The sequence below is a fragment of the Alteromonas sp. 76-1 genome (genome assembly GCF_900654235.1).
Lineage (GTDB): Bacteria > Pseudomonadota > Gammaproteobacteria > Enterobacterales > Alteromonadaceae > Alteromonas > Alteromonas naphthalenivorans.
The window spans coordinates 4609203-4626750 of sequence record NZ_LR136958.1 but is presented as its reverse complement, the minus strand read 5'-3'; the positions used below and the strand labels follow the sequence as shown (position 1 = coordinate 4626750).

Annotated in this window: 16 protein-coding genes; 10 read left to right on the top strand and 6 right to left on the bottom strand. The window is 45.0% G+C overall.

Going from position 1 to position 17548, the window contains the following annotated elements:
- Positions 1-86: 86 nt before the first annotated feature.
- Positions 87-2711, top strand: coding sequence for a M14 family zinc carboxypeptidase (locus ALT761_RS19665; RefSeq protein WP_129740457.1), 2625 nt, complete (start codon positions 87-89; stop codon positions 2709-2711).
- A 46-nt stretch (positions 2712-2757) separates the two neighbouring features.
- On the opposite strand, the gene ALT761_RS19660 is transcribed toward ALT761_RS19665, so the two are convergent.
- Entirely contained in the window at positions 2758-3477 is a 720-nt protein-coding gene (locus tag ALT761_RS19660) for a ComF family protein (protein WP_129740456.1), read from the bottom strand.
- Between the two features lie 161 nt (positions 3478-3638).
- Between ALT761_RS19660 and bioH the strand changes: the two genes are divergently transcribed.
- The 3 genes from bioH (at position 3639) to ALT761_RS19645 (ending at position 6082) form a co-directional block, all read left to right on the top strand.
- The gene (bioH, locus tag ALT761_RS19655; RefSeq protein WP_129740455.1) at positions 3639-4460 is read left to right on the top strand and encodes a pimeloyl-ACP methyl ester esterase BioH; all 822 of its coding nucleotides are present in this window, start codon (positions 3639-3641) and stop codon (positions 4458-4460) included.
- 201 nt (positions 4461-4661) lie between these two features.
- Complete coding sequence (locus ALT761_RS19650; RefSeq protein WP_129740454.1) at positions 4662-4994, top strand: hypothetical protein; 333 nt, start codon at positions 4662-4664, stop codon at positions 4992-4994.
- Between the two features lie 17 nt (positions 4995-5011).
- Positions 5012-6082, top strand: coding sequence for a putative metalloprotease CJM1_0395 family protein (locus ALT761_RS19645; RefSeq protein ID WP_129740453.1), 1071 nt, complete (start codon positions 5012-5014; stop codon positions 6080-6082).
- Between the two features lie 187 nt (positions 6083-6269).
- Here the strand turns inward: ALT761_RS19645 and ALT761_RS19640 are convergent, their stop codons facing one another.
- Both ALT761_RS19640 and greB read right to left on the bottom strand, forming a co-directional pair.
- Entirely contained in the window at positions 6270-8642 is a 2373-nt protein-coding gene (locus tag ALT761_RS19640) for a Tex family protein (RefSeq protein ID WP_129740452.1), read from the bottom strand.
- A gap of 162 nt (positions 8643-8804) precedes the next feature.
- Complete coding sequence (greB, locus tag ALT761_RS19635; protein ID WP_129740451.1) at positions 8805-9290, bottom strand: transcription elongation factor GreB; 486 nt, start codon at positions 9288-9290, stop codon at positions 8805-8807.
- Between the two features lie 175 nt (positions 9291-9465).
- Here greB and ALT761_RS19630 point away from each other — a divergent pair, with 175 nt between their 5' ends.
- Complete coding sequence (locus tag ALT761_RS19630; protein WP_129740450.1) at positions 9466-9753, top strand: hypothetical protein; 288 nt, start codon at positions 9466-9468, stop codon at positions 9751-9753.
- Positions 9754-10005: 252 nt separating this feature from the next.
- Here the strand turns inward: ALT761_RS19630 and fkpA are convergent, their stop codons facing one another.
- Positions 10006-10785, bottom strand: a complete 780-nt coding sequence (gene fkpA, locus ALT761_RS19625) for an FKBP-type peptidyl-prolyl cis-trans isomerase (protein WP_129740449.1) — start codon at positions 10783-10785, stop codon at positions 10006-10008.
- Positions 10786-10981: 196 nt separating this feature from the next.
- Between fkpA and ALT761_RS19620 the strand changes: the two genes are divergently transcribed.
- Positions 10982-11914 carry a WD40 repeat domain-containing protein gene (locus ALT761_RS19620; RefSeq protein ID WP_129740706.1) on the top strand — a complete coding sequence of 311 codons (933 nt, stop codon included), beginning with the start codon at positions 10982-10984 and terminating at the stop codon, positions 11912-11914.
- An 8-nt stretch (positions 11915-11922) separates the two neighbouring features.
- Positions 11923-12183 (top strand): SlyX family protein, encoded by a 261-nt coding sequence (locus ALT761_RS19615; RefSeq protein WP_129740448.1) that lies wholly within the window; start codon positions 11923-11925, stop codon positions 12181-12183.
- Between the two features lie 92 nt (positions 12184-12275).
- Here the strand turns inward: ALT761_RS19615 and ALT761_RS19610 are convergent, their stop codons facing one another.
- Both ALT761_RS19610 and ALT761_RS19605 read right to left on the bottom strand, forming a co-directional pair.
- The gene (locus tag ALT761_RS19610) at positions 12276-13421 is read right to left on the bottom strand and encodes a DUF748 domain-containing protein (RefSeq protein ID WP_129740447.1); all 1146 of its coding nucleotides are present in this window, start codon (positions 13419-13421) and stop codon (positions 12276-12278) included.
- A 275-nt stretch (positions 13422-13696) separates the two neighbouring features.
- On the bottom strand, positions 13697-13903 hold the full coding sequence (locus tag ALT761_RS19605) for a YheV family putative zinc ribbon protein (protein WP_129740446.1): 207 nt from the start codon (positions 13901-13903) through the stop codon (positions 13697-13699).
- Positions 13904-14020: 117 nt separating this feature from the next.
- On the opposite strand from ALT761_RS19605, the gene ALT761_RS19600 reads away from it, so the two are divergent.
- Genes ALT761_RS19600 through ALT761_RS19590 form a run of 3 tightly spaced genes read left to right on the top strand, consistent with a single transcriptional unit; the run spans position 14021 to position 17520 of the window.
- Positions 14021-15958, top strand: a complete 1938-nt coding sequence (locus ALT761_RS19600; protein ID WP_129740445.1) for an ATP-binding cassette domain-containing protein — start codon at positions 14021-14023, stop codon at positions 15956-15958.
- Positions 15945-16472, top strand: coding sequence for a TIGR02444 family protein (locus ALT761_RS19595; RefSeq protein WP_129740444.1), 528 nt, complete (start codon positions 15945-15947; stop codon positions 16470-16472). The genes ALT761_RS19600 and ALT761_RS19595 overlap by 14 nt, the downstream gene beginning before the upstream one ends.
- A gap of 19 nt (positions 16473-16491) precedes the next feature.
- Positions 16492-17520 carry a hydrolase gene (locus tag ALT761_RS19590; RefSeq protein WP_129740443.1) on the top strand — a complete coding sequence of 343 codons (1029 nt, stop codon included), beginning with the start codon at positions 16492-16494 and terminating at the stop codon, positions 17518-17520.
- The last annotated feature ends 28 nt before the right edge of the window (positions 17521-17548 follow it).

Below are 17548 nucleotides of genomic sequence, written 5' to 3'. Positions count from 1 at the left end.
GTTAATGATAACAAATTTACCTGACTAAAACAGTCAAGTATTGACTAGTTTCGATGTAACCGCATAACGACAAGACGGATATCACTATGCTCGCAACTTTGGTTCGCACCGCCTCAAACTCGAATTTTCAAAAATGGCTTGCGCCATTTGTAGTGTTAACCGCCTTGTGCGTATGTGCTTCGGCAAATGCCAATATGGTCACTCTCGATAAGGGCGGTAAACCGGTTCATGCCTATTTACCAACCGATGTGACATATAATCCAGATATTCCGACGCCAGAATCAGTACTGGGTGCGAACATTGGTCAATGGCACGTACGTCACGATCAACTTACACACTACATGCGTGTATTGGCCAATCATTCCGACCGTATCTCATTAGAAGTCACCGGCAGAACCCATGAAAATCGTGAGCTATTGCTACTTACCATTACTGCACCGTCGAACCGTCCAAATATAGAAAGTATGCGTACCGCGCATATCGATGCCATGAATTCAGGCAATAAAGTAAAAGCGGGTGCGCCACTTATTTTCTATATGGGTTACAGCATTCACGGTAATGAGCCTTCAGGATCCAATGCTGCATTAGCCCTAGCTTATTACTTAGCCGCTGGGCAAGGTACGCGAATCGATGCGTTGCTGAACAACAATATTGTGCTGTTAGACCCATCTTTCAACCCCGATGGGTTATCTCGTTTCGCGCAATGGGCCAATATGCACAAAGGAAAGCAACTTGTTGCAGATAGTAATACCCGTGAGCATGATGAAGGCTGGCCATCAGGGCGCACGAACCACTATTGGTTTGACTTAAATCGTGACTGGTTGTTGTTGGCTCACCCTGAGTCCCAAGCGCGTATAAAGCAATTTCACTACTGGCGCCCGCATATTCTTACCGACTTTCATGAAATGGGCACCGATAGTACCTACTTTTTTCAGCCGGGTGTACGTTCGCGTAAAAACCCGATTACACCGGATGGGAACGTAACCTTAACCGAAGCGTTGGCGGCTTATCATGCCAAAGCCTTTGATAAAAAAGGAAAGCTGTATTTCTCGGAAGAAGCATTTGACGACTTTTACGCCGGTAAAGGCAGTACCTACCCTGATTTACATGGCAGTATAGGTATTTTATTCGAACAAGCGAGCTCTCGCGGGCATTTACAAGAATCTATCAACGGGCCATTGGCATTTTCTACCACCATCGCAAACCAAATTACAACGTCGTTAAGTACTTTTGAAGGCGCCCTTGCTAATAAACTGGCTATTTTAGATTATCAGTCTGCGTTTGTTAAAGACACCCAAGCACTAGCAAAAGACGGTGATATTAGCGGTTACATTGTGGGTGAATCGAATGATAGCGGCAGGTTTAACGCCATGTTGTCGCTGCTTAAGCAGCACAACATTAAGTTCGAGGTGGTAAGCAAAGATTCTGAAATAGGCAAGCAAACCTTTCGCGCTAATCGTGCTATCTATATTCCTGCCGCCCAAGCGCAGTATCGACTCATCACGTCCATATTCTCAACCCAAACCTCGTTTGAAAATAACACCTTCTACGACGTGTCATCGTGGAACATGGCGATGGCATTTAATTTACCGTTTGAAGTGGTTGAAAAGCGGGATGTTCGCGACGTAAAAACAGCTGCCAATGCACAACTAGCAATGCCTGTACTTAGCGATTCGTTACCTGCCAATGCCTATGCATACGCCTTTTCATGGAACGATTATTACGCGCCAGCCTTGCTTCAATCGTTATTAGAAGCAGGGGTAAGTGTAAGAAGTAGCGAAAATGCATTTGAAGCTAAGCTGGTTAATAATCAGCGCCATACGTTTACCTCGGGAAGCATTGTTATTCCTACGGGGTTAGCACAACCTGATAACTTACTTAACCTTCTGACAGAACAGGCTAGCGCATTAAAAATTCCGGTTTACGCACTGGCAAGTGGGTTAACGCCTACAGGCAGTGATATTGGAAGCCGCTCAATCCAGCCCATTTCAGCGCCTAAAGTATTGCTAGTGGGGGGTGAGGGCGTAAGTGAATATGAAGTGGGCGAAATGTGGCACTACTTTGATACCCGAGTGGGGTTGCCGGTTAGTATTGTGGAGCAACAAAAGCTAGGTAACGCACTACAGTCAGGCTATACCCATATTGTGTTTGCCAGTGGTCGCTATTCGCTGACGAATGATACGATAGACGCACTATCTACTTGGGTTAAAAATGGCGGTGTGTTGATTGGACAAAAATCAGCTCTTCGTTATTTTGCAGCCAATGAATGGTTAAACGCCGATATAGTAGATAGAGAAGAAATAGACAGTAAGTTTGATGAAGACAAACTAACGTTTGGCGATAAATCGGCGTTATACGCAAGAAAGTTGGTGGCTGGCGCGGTTTATGAAGCTGAAATAGATATCACCCATCCACTATTTTACGGTTATACCGACGCCACACTGCCTATGTTTAAAACCAGTAATATGGTGGTGAACAATTATTACACGCCATTCACTACGCCAGCGCGTTATACCTCAGCGCCATTGCTGGCAGGATTCAGTGATGAAAAGCTAGTGAAACTTATTGCCGAAACGCCTGCTGTGATAACCACAAAGCAAGGTAAAGGTGTAGTGATTGGGTTTACCGACAATACCCAATTCCGAGGCTATTGGTATGGTACGAACAAAATGCTTAGTAATGCTATTTATCAATCAGGCTTTCTTAAGTAAGTCGCTAGTTTTTAGGTAGTAAGAATTGTAGCGGTAGCGGTTTCGATTACCTTGCTGCCAGCAGTGAGCTTTTCGGGGGCGGTGTAAAGGTCATTGCCCACACTGAAATACTAAGTTGTGGGTAGCGCGCTCTCAATAAGCTTGCTAAGGCGTTTACCGTAACACCGGTAGTGATGACATCATCCACGATGGCAATGCGCTTAAGATCAGGGTTAGAAGCGACTAGTTTATCAATACATTGTGGCGTTAATGAAAACACCTGCTTAGCATGCTGAAGCCTTTGTGCTTTCCCTAGATGATGCTGAGCAGACATACCTTGTCGAATCGCCCAATTGGTGCAAATGGGTATATTCAGTGCACTACCAATGGATTTAGCGAGCACTGCAGCCTGATTATAATGCCGCGTTGCCAGCCGCCACGAGCTTAAAGGCACTGGTAAGAGAAGTTGCGCCGTGGTGTGTGGTAGAGGCGGTGTATGATGAGCTAAGTGTTGCTGTTTACCGACAAACCACTTGGCTAAAACCTTCCCTGAAGTGAGTGAATGTTGAAACTTAAAGCCATGAATTAAGGTGGTTATTGGGTAAGTATGTAAAGCCAGTACCGACAGTTGCTGATACGCACTATGCTTAACGTGCCGACCAACTGGCCCAAAAGACAGTAGATTATTACCGTGATCTTTGGCCGAGAAAAAAAATATATCATGTTCACACCAATGACATACTGGCGCAGGACTTGCCTGATAACATAGTAAGCATGAAAGATTCATAGTACGTGAATTTTTGAATTCCTATGTTAAGTCGCTTTTTCTCACACGTAGCGACAGTACGATGACGTGTCTTTAAGCATTTTTTGAGATAATGGGTAATCATGCATACATGGCAGCCTATTAGGTTTGCTTCTTCATGCAACAGCCAAAGGATGTATACAGTGAAAGATTTGCATACAAACACACCGCTTGTCACCCGAACTCAAGGTACAGGAAACGATCTGGTTTTCCTTCACGGTTGGGGTATGAATAGTGGCGCTTTTACCTCGTTTATCCCCTATTTAACGAATAGTTTTCGAGTCACCACTATCGATCTTCCCGGTTTCGGTGAAAACGCTCAGCACGTGCCTTCCCCTTATGACGCTGAGTCTTTAGCACAAATGATAGCACCTTATATTCCACCAGAAAGTATAGTGGTAGGGTGGTCTTTAGGTGGTTTGGTGGCGCAAAGATTGGCCTTAATTGGCAAAGAATTTAAGGGTTTAGCGCTTAAAGGTTTAGTTACGATAGCCTCTACACCTCGATTCATCGCTGGCCCTTGCTGGCCTGGTATTGCAGGTGATTTACTGGCCATGTTCGAAAGTCAGTTAGAGAGTAACTACAATAGAACGCTAGAGCGCTTTTTGGCTATTCAAGCGATGGGTAGCGATACTGCCCGCCAAGATATCAAAGCCATTCGCGGGCATATCAGTGAATACCCAGAACCTGACCAGCACGCACTGAAACAAGGCTTGAGAATTCTTTCTACAGAAGATTTACGCCAAGACATTGGCCGTATAACGGTGCCAACTCTTCGATTATATGGTCGCTTAGATAGCCTAGTGCCTACCAGTGGCATAGATCGTATTTGCGAGTTGCATCCTCAAGCTGATACGGTGGTGTTACCCCACGCAGCACATGCGCCTTTTATTTCTCACCCTCAACAAAGCGCCGATATTTTGTTTAGCTTTGCATCAAGTGTATATCAACAAAAAGCATCGTGACCCGATGCTTTTTTATGTTGTGTTTAGGTGTTGTATAGTGGCTGCGAGTTAATGCGCCTTAATGTTCGAGCCAGTGAAAGACTAGGCGCGAGGAAAGAATATTGCTCGTTTTCACAGCCAGTTAAGTCTTATGAGCGGTACAGACCTTTTCATTTAGTGCAATTTGGTTAATAATTGCACATGAGAGTGTAGAGGTAGTGTATGTCTGGTATATCAGGTGTAAATAGTAACAATATAAATTCGGCGATTTTGTCCGGACAATTTGGTTTGCAGAATGCCAGTAATGGTATTACGCAGGCTGCGTCTAATATTGCCCAGCAAACCACGAACGCAGAGCGAGATCCGCAAGCGGTTTTAGCCAATGCTGCCACCCAAAGCTTACAGAATGTACGCAACATACTTCCCTCTCCTCAGGATGATGTCACCACAAATCTGTTGTCATTGAAAATCAACAGTATCAATGCTCAGGCTTCCGCCAAGGTGCTTGATGTGGCTAATGACACCATAGGCACCATAATCGATACGTTAGCGTAGTAGTGTAGGAGTGTAATGTGAACATTGTTACCCCTATCCTCACGGCCATAGCGTACCCTACTGCAAACGTTAATACTGAGTCTGCAAGACGAGACAATGCATTACGTGAAACTATCCCTCAGTCGGGAGATGCAGAAAAAGGGGCATCGCAAAAAGGCCTAGGTTCGGACAGTGACAAAGCTCGAAATCCGGGACAAACGCCTGCGCCTGTTACCTACGATCGCCCCCAAGTCCAAACTGAACTGCAAAGCGCGTTTGAAAGCGTGTTTGGCGAACAAAAAGACAATGGCTCTGATGAAAGCGCGGGTAAACAAAATGCCCACGATCAACAGGAATCAAGCCAACAGCAAGCCTCACAGCCTGAACAGCAAACAGAAGAACAGCAAGAGATAAGTAACTTAGAGGCACGTGATCAAGAGGTCCGTACTCACGAGCAGGCGCATGCCGCTGCGGGTGGACAATATGCAGGGTCGCCGCAATATGAATATACCACTGGGCCAGATAACAAGCGTTATGTTACCGATGGTGAAGTGTCGATTGATATTTCTGAACTAAATAGCCCTGAAGAAACCCTTCGTAAAATGCAGCAAGTCCGTGCTGCTGCACTTGCCCCAGCTGAGCCTTCGGCGCAAGATTTAAAAGTGGCAGCAGAAGCTACTCAAAAATCGTTTGAAGCTCGCAGCGAAATCGCTGAAGACAACGCTACAACATCATCGGTATCGCCTAGCGCATCAGATATCACGCCCCCTGATATTGATGAAATTACCGATAATGCAGGTGTTGAACGCCCTACAAGGGCACTAGACGAAGCTGTTTTACAAGCGCAAACGGTTGAGCAAGATACTGTAAGCCAAGGATCACCAAGCGCCGCGAGCCAAGGAGCACAAAGTAATAGTGAAGCTTCAAATGAGATTGGTGGTGGTTTTGATACGCGCTCATTAGCATTTGGTGACCAAGCCTTACAAGATGAAGCCAATAGCGGCAGTGACCAAGAAAGCCAAGCCAATTCAGCCCGTATTGGCCGCATCCAAAATTTCTACACTCAAGCCTATACCCCATTCCGTGAAGGTTTTTCCGCTAGCGCCTAGGGTTTGGTGCCTATCTCTTAATATTTATAGCGCTTGTTTAGCCCCGTTTACCGCCCACGACCAACAATATGTGTTCTTAACAGCGCCACTCTCATAAATACAAACTTCCAACAGACAGATACAAAAAAGCCAGCATGTATGCTGGCTTTAAAATTATAATCGCGCGAGTAAACAATGGCGTTAGGCGTTATTTCTTTGCTTTAGCGAACGCATCGGCAAAGGCGTTACCCATAGCGCTGTTTTGCTGCTGGCTTTGTCCGCCACCACGCTTGTTGGGCTTATCTGCGCGTGGATTACCACGCACAGACCCATTAGCTCGTGGACTCCCATTAGACTTTGCGTTAGCAGCGCCATTGCTATTATTGCTTTTGCCTGCTTGATTCGACGAGGTTGGGGTATCTTCTAAACGCATAGTAAACGATATACGCTTACGTGGTACGTCTACCTCAAGTACCTTAACTTTTACGATGTCGCCTGCCTTCACTACATCCCGTGGGTCTGAAATGAACTTGTTGGTTAGCGCTGAAATATGCACTAAACCATCTTGGTGAACACCTACATCAACAAAGGCACCAAAGTTTGCAACGTTGCTCACAACACCTTCTAAAATCATACCTGGAGTAAGATCTTTAATGGTCTCTACCCCTTCTTTAAAGGTGGCAGTTTTAAATTCAGGTCGAGGATCGCGGCCTGGCTTATCAAGCTCGCTCAAAATATCTTTTACCGTGGGTAAGCCGAAAGCATCACTGGTAAATGTATCAGGCGATAAGGTTTTTAGTAGCTCTGTGTTGCCGATAAGATCGTTAACCGCTACTGCGGCCGTATCCACAATTTTATCAACCACAGGATAAGCTTCGGGGTGAACCGCAGACGCATCTAGCGGGTTACTTCCATTTACAATACGTAAGAATCCAGCGGCTTGTTCGAAGGCTTTTGGCCCCAAACGCTCGACTTTCATTAGCGCTTTTCTATTGTCGAAGGCACCATTAGTATCTCTAAATTGCACAATGTTATTTGCCAGCGTCTTGTTTAACCCAGACACATAACTAAGTAGCGCGGGTGAGGCCGTATTTAAATCTACACCCACAGCATTTACACAGTCTTCAATAACGCGGTCGAGAGATTTACCTAACTGGCTTTGGCTCACGTCATGCTGATATTGGCCTACACCAATGGCTTTAGGTTCAATTTTTACAAGCTCGGCTAGCGGGTCTTGCAAACGACGAGCTATGGAAACTGCACCACGTATGGAAACGTCTAAATCAGGTAGCTCATTTGAGGCTAATTCAGAGGCAGAATAAACCGATGCGCCGGCTTCGCTTACCACGATTTTTTGTGCACCTAGCTCTGGGTTATTTTTCAGCATTTCCCCTACAAGCTTATCGGTTTCACGGGAGCCTGTACCATTACCTATACTAATAAGCTCAACTTTATGTTGCTTACATACGGTGGTGAGTGTACGCAGTGATTTATCCCACTGATTCTGAGGTGCATGGGGAAAAATGGTATTTTTAGCGACAACTTTGCCCGTTTTATCAACGATGGCGACTTTTACTCCCGTACGCAGACCAGGATCAAGACCCATGGTGGTCTTAGCGCCAGCAGGAGCGGCCATTAGCAAATCGTTAAGGTTCTTAGCAAACACCTCAATCGCTTCTTCTTCAGCGCGTTCACGAAGGCCACTGAATAACTCAGTTTCCATGTGTAAGGCGATTTTAATTTTCCACGTCCACTGCACTACTTGCGCTAAGAAGTCATCGGCAGGACGTTGGCGGTGCATAATATTGTAGTGGCTAGCAATAAGGTGTTCACAGTGAGAAGGCGCACTGGCATCATCTTGCTGTGGGTCGGCATCAAGTTGAATATTCAACATGCCTTCGTTACGACCACGAAACATAGCAAGGGCGCGATGCGAGGGCGCATTTTTGTACTTTTCGCTGTGTTCAAAATAGTCTTTGTACTTAACCGCTTCTTGCGCTTTACCGTTTGCTACTGTGCTTTTAATATGTGCGTTTTCAACAAGGTAGCTACGAATTTTACCAAGCAGTGCCGCATCTTCAGCAAACCGTTCCATTAAAATAAAGCGAGCGCCTTCAAGCGCGGCTTTAATATCAGCCACACCTTTTTCGGCATTAACATATTCAGCGGCTAATTCGTCGATAGGTTGGTCAGGGTTAGCAAATAAGGTATCTGCTAAGCCTTCAAGACCTGCTTCAATGGCTATTTGCCCTTTGGTGCGTCTACGAGGCTTAAAAGGTAAGTATAAGTCTTCCAATGTGGTCTTACTGTCAGCGCCGGTTATAGTGCGCTTCAACTCATCAGACAGTTTCCCTTGTTCATCAATAGATTTTAAGATGACTTGGCGTCTGTCTTCTAGTTCTCGAAGGTAGGTAAGACGTTGCTGAAGCGTACGTAACTGAGTGTCGTCTAGCCCTTGAGTGACTTCTTTACGGTAACGTGCAATAAACGGCACCGTTGAACCTTCATCAAGAAGCTTAACCGCAGCACTGACTTGGGAAGTTTGTACGGCAAGTTCTTCGGCAATTTTGTTAATAATCATAATACGCTCTAGGCAATAGCAAATAAGGATGTAGTGGCTAGCATTAGCCTTTTTACACCGCTTTCATTTTAGTTGGAATAACTGGCGGCAATTATACCACCGCGACGGGTCAGGAGAAGCCTGATTGTATGGTCAGTATTCATGGAAAACGTTTTAACTTTATTACAGTTTATCGGTTGGATCGTACCAGATACGGTTTATCCACCATTCTTTAACATCTGTTTCAGTTTTTACCGTAATGTCATCATCTTCTTCTTTCCCTACCAAGGCTCGTGCCATAGGAGAGTCGATAGAAATGTAATCTCGACGGCCAAATATTTCATCGTAACCCACAAGGCGAAGTTCTAGTACCTGCCCTTGCTCATTTTCAATTTCTACCCAAGCACCAAAATAAACTTTATTTTCTTGTTCGGGGCTGTAATCCACTACTTTCAGGTTTTCTAAGCACTTACGTATGTAGCGTACTCGCCTGTCGATTTCACGTAATTTTTTCTTATTATATTGGTAATCTGCGTTTTCACTCCGATCACCTAAACTGGCAGCCCAGGTTACCTTTCGAGTGATCTCAGGTCGTTCTTCCCGCCACAAGTGGTCAAGTTCCTGTTTTAACTTTAAATATCCTTTTCGTGTTATCAGTGGTGTTTTCACAATTATTTAGCTAAATTGAAATCTTATGGCTAGTGTATGTGGGTGAATTAATAGAACGCAATAAACAAATGCGTCGAAATCTCCCATTTAAACCACTTTGTGCAAATATTGAACATAAACCTTTAGGTTGTTGTCGCAGTATAAATAACAACCGGCTAATGAGCGGGAAACTCGAATGGAAGATGAAGCACGAAAGGTGGAAAAAAAGCCTGTAGACAGGCGCCGAGCTGAAACTAACAGTTCAATGGGCGGCACTATAGCGGGGTTCATGCTGTTTTTAACTGGCGCGTTGATGGTGCTGTACGGCTTGCTTGATATTGTAGTACGTATGGATAGCCTGATAACCGCAGGATATCTCGTGATTGGCTTATTGATGTATAAGCTTGGGCAATATCTGTTAAATCATTTTGCGGTATTTAAAGTGCAGCGTGAACGGCGTCGCGCGCCACCACGTCATACTTAAATAGGTTGTCGATAGGCCGCATAAACAGCGAGTTATCGAATGGCTAACTGTCTAATACACCTTCCAGGCAAGGTGTGCATTTGCTGTATTTGTAGCGATGTCTGTAATGCAGCCTTCACTTATACTCGTTCTTTCTAGTACTACCCTTAGTTAACGCATTAAAAAGCCGACACTTATGTAAGTGTCGGCTTTTATTGTTAGTGGCAAACGCAAAAGCGTAACCGCTACACAGCGTTAAAGCGCGGCGTGATATTACTCAGCAGCCGCTTCTTCTTTAATGATTTCTAGCAATTCAACGTCGAAAATTAGCGTTGAGTTAGGTGTAATTGAACCCGTAGCACGTTCGCCATAAGCTAAATCAGAAGGGATATGGAAGCGGTACTTCGCGCCTTCTTTCATAAGCTGCACGCCTTCAGTCCAACCAGGAATAACTTGGTTAAGTGGGAATTGAGCTGGTTCACCACGCTTGTATGAAGAATCGAATTCAGTACCGTCTAACAATGTGCCACGGTAGTGAACTTTAACGACATCTTCAGCTGCTGGGCTTGCGCCTTCACCTTCTTCTAACACTTCATACTGAAGGCCAGAATCGGTAGTAGTCACGCCATCTTTCTTGGCGTTCTCTTCTAAATACGCCGCGCCGGCTTCAATATTGTCTTGTGCGGCCTTTTGCGCCATTTCTTGTTGCTTAGCACGAAGTACTTCTTCGCCTTGCTGAGCAATTTGCTGAATTTCTTGTGGGGTAAATTTCAATGTATCGTTAAGGCCATCTTCAAAGCCTTCTTTCAACGCCGCTTCATCTAGCGGAAAGCCCAGTTGCTCTTGCTGTTGTGCGCGGTTGCTCACGAACAAGCCCATACTTGCACCCATAGCGTACGCTTGTTTTTGTACGTCTGTCATTGATTCTGTCGAAACATCGGCGGTTTCAGCGATGTCAGTGCCGGTAGTAGCGGCCTCATCAGAGGTATTTGGCTGACAGGCAAAAAGGCCTAGGGCAGCAATAGTAGATAAGGCAACAAGCGACTTCTGCATAAAACGTCTCCATAAATTTTTATCATCATGCGTCTATGTTTAAACTGCTGCATCCAGGGCAGTCTGCACGATAGTGAAAGATGCGTGATCCATGCTATGTTAAACCTAGCATTCACAAAGCGAAACCTATTTGATTATGTTTAGGGCTCAAATGTTCCCCAGATTATTGTTACTCACCTTATTAATAAGTGGATCTATAGGATGTACCTTCCCTGAGACCACGCCAATTAAACAATGGCGGCATGTGGAAGAAGGGGCCTATGCAGCTGATATATCGCCGGATGGCACTATCTCCGTTGTATCAGGTATCAATAATGGCATCAATGTATGGCGAATAGGCGAAGACACCCCTTTATATCAATGGAGCCATCAAGGGGAAGGCAATAATTTAGTCGTTTCGTTACATATATCAGCCGACAATACTCATGTAGTCACTGCTGACAGAGAAGCGTTTGCGCTGTGGAGCATTGAAACCGGCGACCCAATTGGTTTTTGGCGTATTGACGAAGCGTCTATTCGTGATGTCGCTATCTCGAATAACGGTAATGGCATTTTGGTGGCTCGTTCGAATGGTAAGGTTATGTTCTTTGAGCCTAAAACTCAGCGCAGGTTAGAGTTTTTAGGGCATCAAGAAAAAGTGAACTCTATTGATATTTCCCCGAATGGCAAGTTTGCGCTCACCGGTGGCAACGACTATATCGCGTATTTATGGAGCACAGATACAGGGCAAATAATTCATACCTTCACGCACCCTTCTCGGGTAACTAAAGTGGCGTTAGACGACAAAGGCCGTTTCGCCTTTACTGCCGATAGCCAAAGCAAATCACAAGTGTGGAACGTGCAAACTGGCGAGGCCATTAGTGGGCTGAGTTTTATTGCGAGACAAAAAATCTTCACTGATGCTGTATTTTCTGATGATGGTAAGTATTTGCTAACAGGCTCACCATCACGCCAAGTGTATTTATGGGATTTGAATAGTGGAAAGGAAGTGGATGCTTGGCAGGTTGCATCACGAGACACTGTTTCACCGCCAACTGCAGTTGTTTATGGCGTTGGCTTTATGTCCGATGGTAATATTGTGACAGAAAGTAGCAGTGGTCTTGCCGAAGTATGGCAGCGCAGTAAATAGAGTAGATTATGAAAGATAAAAATAGTGGTACTGACAGTGTCGCATTTAGGGTAGAACTCGATAGTACGAACAGCAGTATTGAAGAGCTCCAAACGAAAATAGCGTTTCAAGAGCATACTATTGAAGCCTTAAACGAAGCGCTGTCTTCGCAGCAGCAACAACTAGATGAGCTTACCTATAAGTTACGCCATGTTATCGACAAGGTTAAGTCAATTGAGCCTTCGAACATGGCCAAAGACTCAGAAGAAACACCGCCTCCCCATTATTAATAACCCGAACCCTAGCTTTCGAAACACTAGCGAGTCTTGATGTTTCGATAAGGCCTGTTGTGTTAGGGCGCAGAGCGCTAGTGCATAGAAAGCTAGCGCGTATCAGGTGACGTGCTTTGACTGTCTGATTCAGTCGATTTGGTTGAATCAGGCAATGCGGGTTCAGATAAGGTTTCTAACTCTACCGACTCTTCAATGTCGCCGCTGATTGCTTTGATAAAAGCGTTTTTGATAATGGCGCCCAGCGCACTAAATACATCGGTATCTGGGCTACTTAAATCCCCTTCAATCGGAATGCGAGTAGCAACTTGATCTTCACTTTGGTTCTCAAATATCTCAGTAATAAAAGCCGATAATAGCTCTACGGTACCTTCAAGAAATCCATCGCCATCTCGTTCAATATCGCCCTTCCATGAAAATACTTCCACATGGTGCAAAATGGGTTTTATGTAACCCTTTACTTTTCCATCATCGGCAGCGACTTCGGCAGCCAGCGTAAGTGAGCCAGCCTCTAAGTCGAATGGCGCGTAGGTATCCAGCAGGTTCTTAAAGTTAATTAGTGCCACATTATCGGCTTGAAGATTGAGATCGAAAGTGGGATTTTTTGTGGCAGGGTTTAGCTTTGCTTTAAGGTTCAGTGTACCTTGCTGGGCAGTTTGTGCGCTCACTGTAGCGTTAGCCACCCGATTGTCAGATAACGTATCGCTATTCACTAGATTCGTGACTTCACCTTGAATATCGTGCAGCGAAATATCAATAACAGGCGAGGTTTCAGGGTTATAAAAACCAATTTTCCCATCTGAAACACTGAGTTTATCGATACTTAAAGGGAACAGTTGATTTGCAATATTGAGCCAATCTTCGTTTTTACCGGCTTGACTGTTATCACTGGTGGCACCATCGACAAAGTTAATTTCAGGGCGAGTAAGGTTTACAGTACCGCTTGCGGCTCCTTTGATAAGTTGGCGCCAGTTCAATGTGAACTCAACCTTATCGGCGCGAAACAATGGCTTGTCTACTTGCCCGTTAGACTTGTACAACAACACATGCTCTAAACTATAAGCACCGCGCCATAGCATTAAATCTACGTCACCTACTCGGCCGCTGTATTCACCCGGCTGACTAAGTGTTTTATTGATATACCACTGGGCCGCATAAGGCATGCTCATACGAATGATAATGAGCAATCCAAGTACAATGGCGAGCGAAATAAATAAGTAACGATTTGCGGTTTTCATAAATACTCCTTTAAAAAAGTATTTCAAGATTTATGCCGCCCGAAGTTACCCTAATGTAAATATGGTGAGGTTGAGTAACTCTTATTTATCAGTGAGTTAATGTGGTGGGAGATGGCGCTTTTTAACGCCGCATTATGTAAAGATACGCCGAATGTGGGCGGGATCTTCACAGAATGCGTAATAGTTACTGCTTATGAGTAGTACACTGGCGCTAATGGTAATAGCGTGATCAGTGTAATCTGTAGTGACACAAACGTGTTGGATGCAAACGCGAACTAGTGAGGTTTAAAAATGCCAATTACGCTTTCGTTTTCGCGGGTGGCGGCATTCACTTGTTCTTCGGTTTGCGCTTCATTGTAGCCACAGGCCACGCACTCTAGCTTTTCTACATTATTTTCGTAATATAGCGAGATAGTGTCTAACGCTTGGCATTTTGGGCAGGTAGCGCCTGCAACGAAGCGGCGTTTAATCGATTTTTGCATTGCAGCTCTCTTAACGTAATTTACTCAGTATTATACCGTGAAAAGCCATTTCCTGATCAGATTTTGATAGGAATTTGCTATTATACGCGACCTAAATTGTTCCCGCGAAGGTTATGAATGATAAAGCTTACCAACGTATCGCTAATGCGTGGCAGAAAAGTACTGCTAGAAAGTGCATCAGCGCAGGTATTTCCAGGCCATAAAGTCGCCCTTATAGGGAGCAATGGCTGTGGTAAATCGACCCTGTTTTCCCTACTGCGTAACGAAATGTCAGTAGATGCAGGCGACTGTGTAGTACCCGCTGATTGGCGTATAGTGAGTGTTGCACAAGAAACCCCTGCCACCGACAGACGTGCAATAGAGTACGTTATTGATGGTGATAAAAATCTTCGCCGTTTACAAGCTCAGCTTCACCAAGCTGAGCAAGATGAAGACGGCGTATTGATTGGTAAAATTCATGGCCAACTAGAGCAAGCTGGCGCTTACGATGTAGAAGCAAGAGCCGCGACTATTCTATCAGGGCTGGGCTTTACCAACGTTCAGCTTACCGCACCGGTTACTGATTTCTCTGGTGGTTGGCGTATGCGTCTTAACTTGGCGCAAGCCCTGCTATGCCCCTCTGACCTATTGTTGCTAGATGAGCCCACAAACCACTTAGATTTAGATGCCGTTATTTGGCTAGAAAAGTGGCTGCAGCGCTACGAAGGTACCTTGCTGCTCATTTCTCACGATAAAGCGTTTATCGATAACACGGTAGCGCAAATTATTAGTGTTGAGCAGCAACAGCTAATTACCTATACCGGGAACTATTCTGCCTTTGAAAGGCAGCGTGCCGAACGACTTCGTTTACAAAATATAGAGTTTGAAAAGCAGCAGCAAAAAGTGGCGCATTTAACCTCTTTTATTACCCGCTTTAAGGCTAAAGCGAGTAAAGCCAAGCAAGCGCAAAGCCGTATTAAGCAACTTGAAAAAATGGAAACGCTGTTACCGGCTCATGCAGCTAGCCCATTCAGTTTTGAGTTCGTACCGCCTGCTGCACTGCCTAACCCCCTGGTGCAAATGGAGCATGTACAGTTAGGTTATGATGACCATATTGTATTGCAGCAAGTGAAGCTTAACTTGGTGCCAGGAAGTCGTATTGGTCTATTGGGGCGAAACGGCCAAGGTAAATCTACTCTTATTAAGTTATTAGCTGGGGTACATGCCCCGAAACAAGGCGTTTTCGATACTGCCAAAGGCCTTAAAATTGGTTATTTTGCTCAGCATCAACTAGAAACCCTCGATCCTAACGCCACGCCTATTTTGCACTTACAGCGCATAGACGAAAAAGCTACCGAACAGCAATTGCGAGATTATTTAGGCGGCTTTGGCTTTAACGGCGATGAAGCGCTTTCAGCGGTTGCCCCTATGTCTGGTGGCGAAAAAGCGCGGTTAGTGTTAGCGCTTATTGTGTATCAAAAGCCGAACTTGTTACTACTCGATGAGCCTACCAACCACCTTGATTTAGAAATGCGACATGCGTTGAATATTGCGCTGCAAGGCTTTGAGGGTGCCATGGTGTTGGTATCGCACGATAGATTTTTACTCTCATCGGTATGCGAAGACTTTTACTTAGTCGATAGCGGCGAAGTGGCGGCGTTCACTGGCGACTTAGACGACTACCGCGACTGGATTTTAAAGCAACAAGCCGCCGAAAAAGCCAAAGCGAACAGCGATGCGAAAGCGTTAAATGAAGACGCGGGCGCTGTTAGCGAGCGTAAAATCGATCGTAAAGAAGAAAAGCGCCGAGAAGCAGAGTTTAGAAAGCAAGTTGCACCACTGAAAAAAGCCTTAGAGAAGCACGAAAAGGCCATGGACAAATGTTCAGGCGAGTTGAAAACCCTTGAAGCATCGTTATCAGATACAAATTTGTATAACGATGATAAGAAAGCCGAGTTGATGCAACTGTTAGATAAACAGGCAAAGCTCACTCAGCAGCTTGAAGAAGAAGAGATGCAATGGCTCGATGCACAAGAGCAAATGGAGGCGCAGCGCGCAAGCTATGAAGCACAATAATGCGATTGTAAATGCAGAAGATTTTTGGCAATACGCAGGTAGTCGCTATGGCAAAGGCGACGTAGCGCCACTTGCCATTTTGTTGCAAGACCGTCATGGTGTGAACGTAAACATACTGTTGTTGATATGCTGGTGTATTGAACATGGCTTCATTATTAATTTGCCTCAGTTAAACGCGGTGATAAACGCCGTGGAAGCATCAGAGCACGCTCTTAAGCAACATCGGCTTGAGCGAAAGCAAGCGAAGCCAGAAGATAAGCACGATCCAAACTACCCGCAGGCCGTAGCGAAATACAATCAGCTAAAAGATGACGAGCTAGTATTAGAAAAAGCGCAACAAGCTATTATTGTAGAAACGGTTAATAGTCTTGGTTTAGCGTCCTTGCCTTCAGGCGCCTCTAGTATGTCAGGTGTCTTTAATGCCTCAATCGCTGCACTTATTAATGGGTATGGGTTACGAGAAAAGCAGGAAGCCCGAGAGTTAATCAGCCAGTTACTTAAGCAATTGTCGTAGAAAAAAATAAGAAAACATCATGAGCAAAATCGCGTTATCGCATGGAAAGATTATAAAAAGCAGTTTTCGGGTACCAAGTTGGGCGAAGAACCGTCATGTTCAAACTATATGGCCGCGCTTCATTCAAAAACGCTTGCCGCTAAAATACAGCATGGAACGCCTAACGCTGCCTGATGACGATTTTGTGGACGTTGCATGGGGGCCAAAGCCCGCAGAGCCTTCGGGTATAATCGTGATGTTTCATGGCCTTGAAGGTAGCATTCGCTCACATTACGCCAACGACATGATGGCCAATTTATCGGTGAATGGCTGGCAAGTGGTGATGATGCATTATCGTGGCTGTAGCGGCGTACCGAATTTAAAGCCAAGAGGTTACCATTCTGGCGAGACTGGCGATCCGAGCTTTTTTCTTGATTGGCTAAACCAAAAATTCCCCCAGCTCCCCAAAGTCGCTGTGGGCTTTTCGCTTGGTGGTAACATGCTGTTAAAGCTGCTTGGTGAGAACCCCGCGCAAAAATGGCTGAATGCGGCTATTGCAATATCGTCACCGTTGAAGCTGTCTGAGTGCGCCAAATCTATCAACCACGGTTTCTCGCGGGTGTATCAGAAATACCTCTTAAACAGCATAAAGACCACGTTACGAAAGAAAATGTCGTTTATCGACTATCGTAAACTTATCCAATTAACGAGTGATGATGTTGATGACATTACCAGCTTTGCGCAATTTGATGAAAAAGTCACTGCGCCCTTGCATGGTTTCGAAGACGCAAATGACTATTACGAGAAATGCAGTGCGTACCACTTCTTAAGTGCTATTCATTGCCCTACGCTTGTATTACACAGTATTGACGACCCCTTTATGAACCATTTAGTGGTGCCCAAAGAAGAAGAATTAGCACGCAATGTTACCCTTGAACTCAGTGAACGTGGTGGTCATGTTGGCTTTATGCAGGGTTCAGTGTTTAACCCTAAAGTGTGGTTGCATGAAAGGGTAAAAAGGTACGTTAGCGATGTACTGCCCATTAATCCGAACACGCCCTACGTGTAAGTTTCTTATCTTTTTTGCACGTTAGCTG

Bases quoted from the DNA above. Each gene is read 5' to 3' on its own strand.
- ALT761_RS19665 (WP_129740457.1), top strand. From the start codon at position 87: ATGCTCGCAACTTTGGTTCGCACCGCCTCAAACTCGAATTTTCAAAAA.
- ALT761_RS19660 (WP_129740456.1), bottom strand. From the start codon at position 3,477: ATGAATCTTTCATGCTTACTATGTTATCAGGCAAGTCCTGCGCCAGTA.
- ALT761_RS19650 (WP_129740454.1), top strand. From the start codon at position 4,662: ATGTCTGGTATATCAGGTGTAAATAGTAACAATATAAATTCGGCGATT.
- ALT761_RS19640 (WP_129740452.1), bottom strand. From the start codon at position 8,642: ATGATTATTAACAAAATTGCCGAAGAACTTGCCGTACAAACTTCCCAA.
- ALT761_RS19630 (WP_129740450.1), top strand. From the start codon at position 9,466: ATGGAAGATGAAGCACGAAAGGTGGAAAAAAAGCCTGTAGACAGGCGC.
- fkpA (WP_129740449.1), bottom strand. From the start codon at position 10,785: ATGCAGAAGTCGCTTGTTGCCTTATCTACTATTGCTGCCCTAGGCCTT.
- ALT761_RS19615 (WP_129740448.1), top strand. From the start codon at position 11,923: ATGAAAGATAAAAATAGTGGTACTGACAGTGTCGCATTTAGGGTAGAA.
- ALT761_RS19610 (WP_129740447.1), bottom strand. From the start codon at position 13,421: ATGAAAACCGCAAATCGTTACTTATTTATTTCGCTCGCCATTGTACTT.
- ALT761_RS19605 (WP_129740446.1), bottom strand. From the start codon at position 13,903: ATGCAAAAATCGATTAAACGCCGCTTCGTTGCAGGCGCTACCTGCCCA.
- ALT761_RS19600 (WP_129740445.1), top strand. From the start codon at position 14,021: ATGATAAAGCTTACCAACGTATCGCTAATGCGTGGCAGAAAAGTACTG.
- ALT761_RS19595 (WP_129740444.1), top strand. From the start codon at position 15,945: ATGAAGCACAATAATGCGATTGTAAATGCAGAAGATTTTTGGCAATAC.
- ALT761_RS19590 (WP_129740443.1), top strand. From the start codon at position 16,492: ATGAGCAAAATCGCGTTATCGCATGGAAAGATTATAAAAAGCAGTTTT.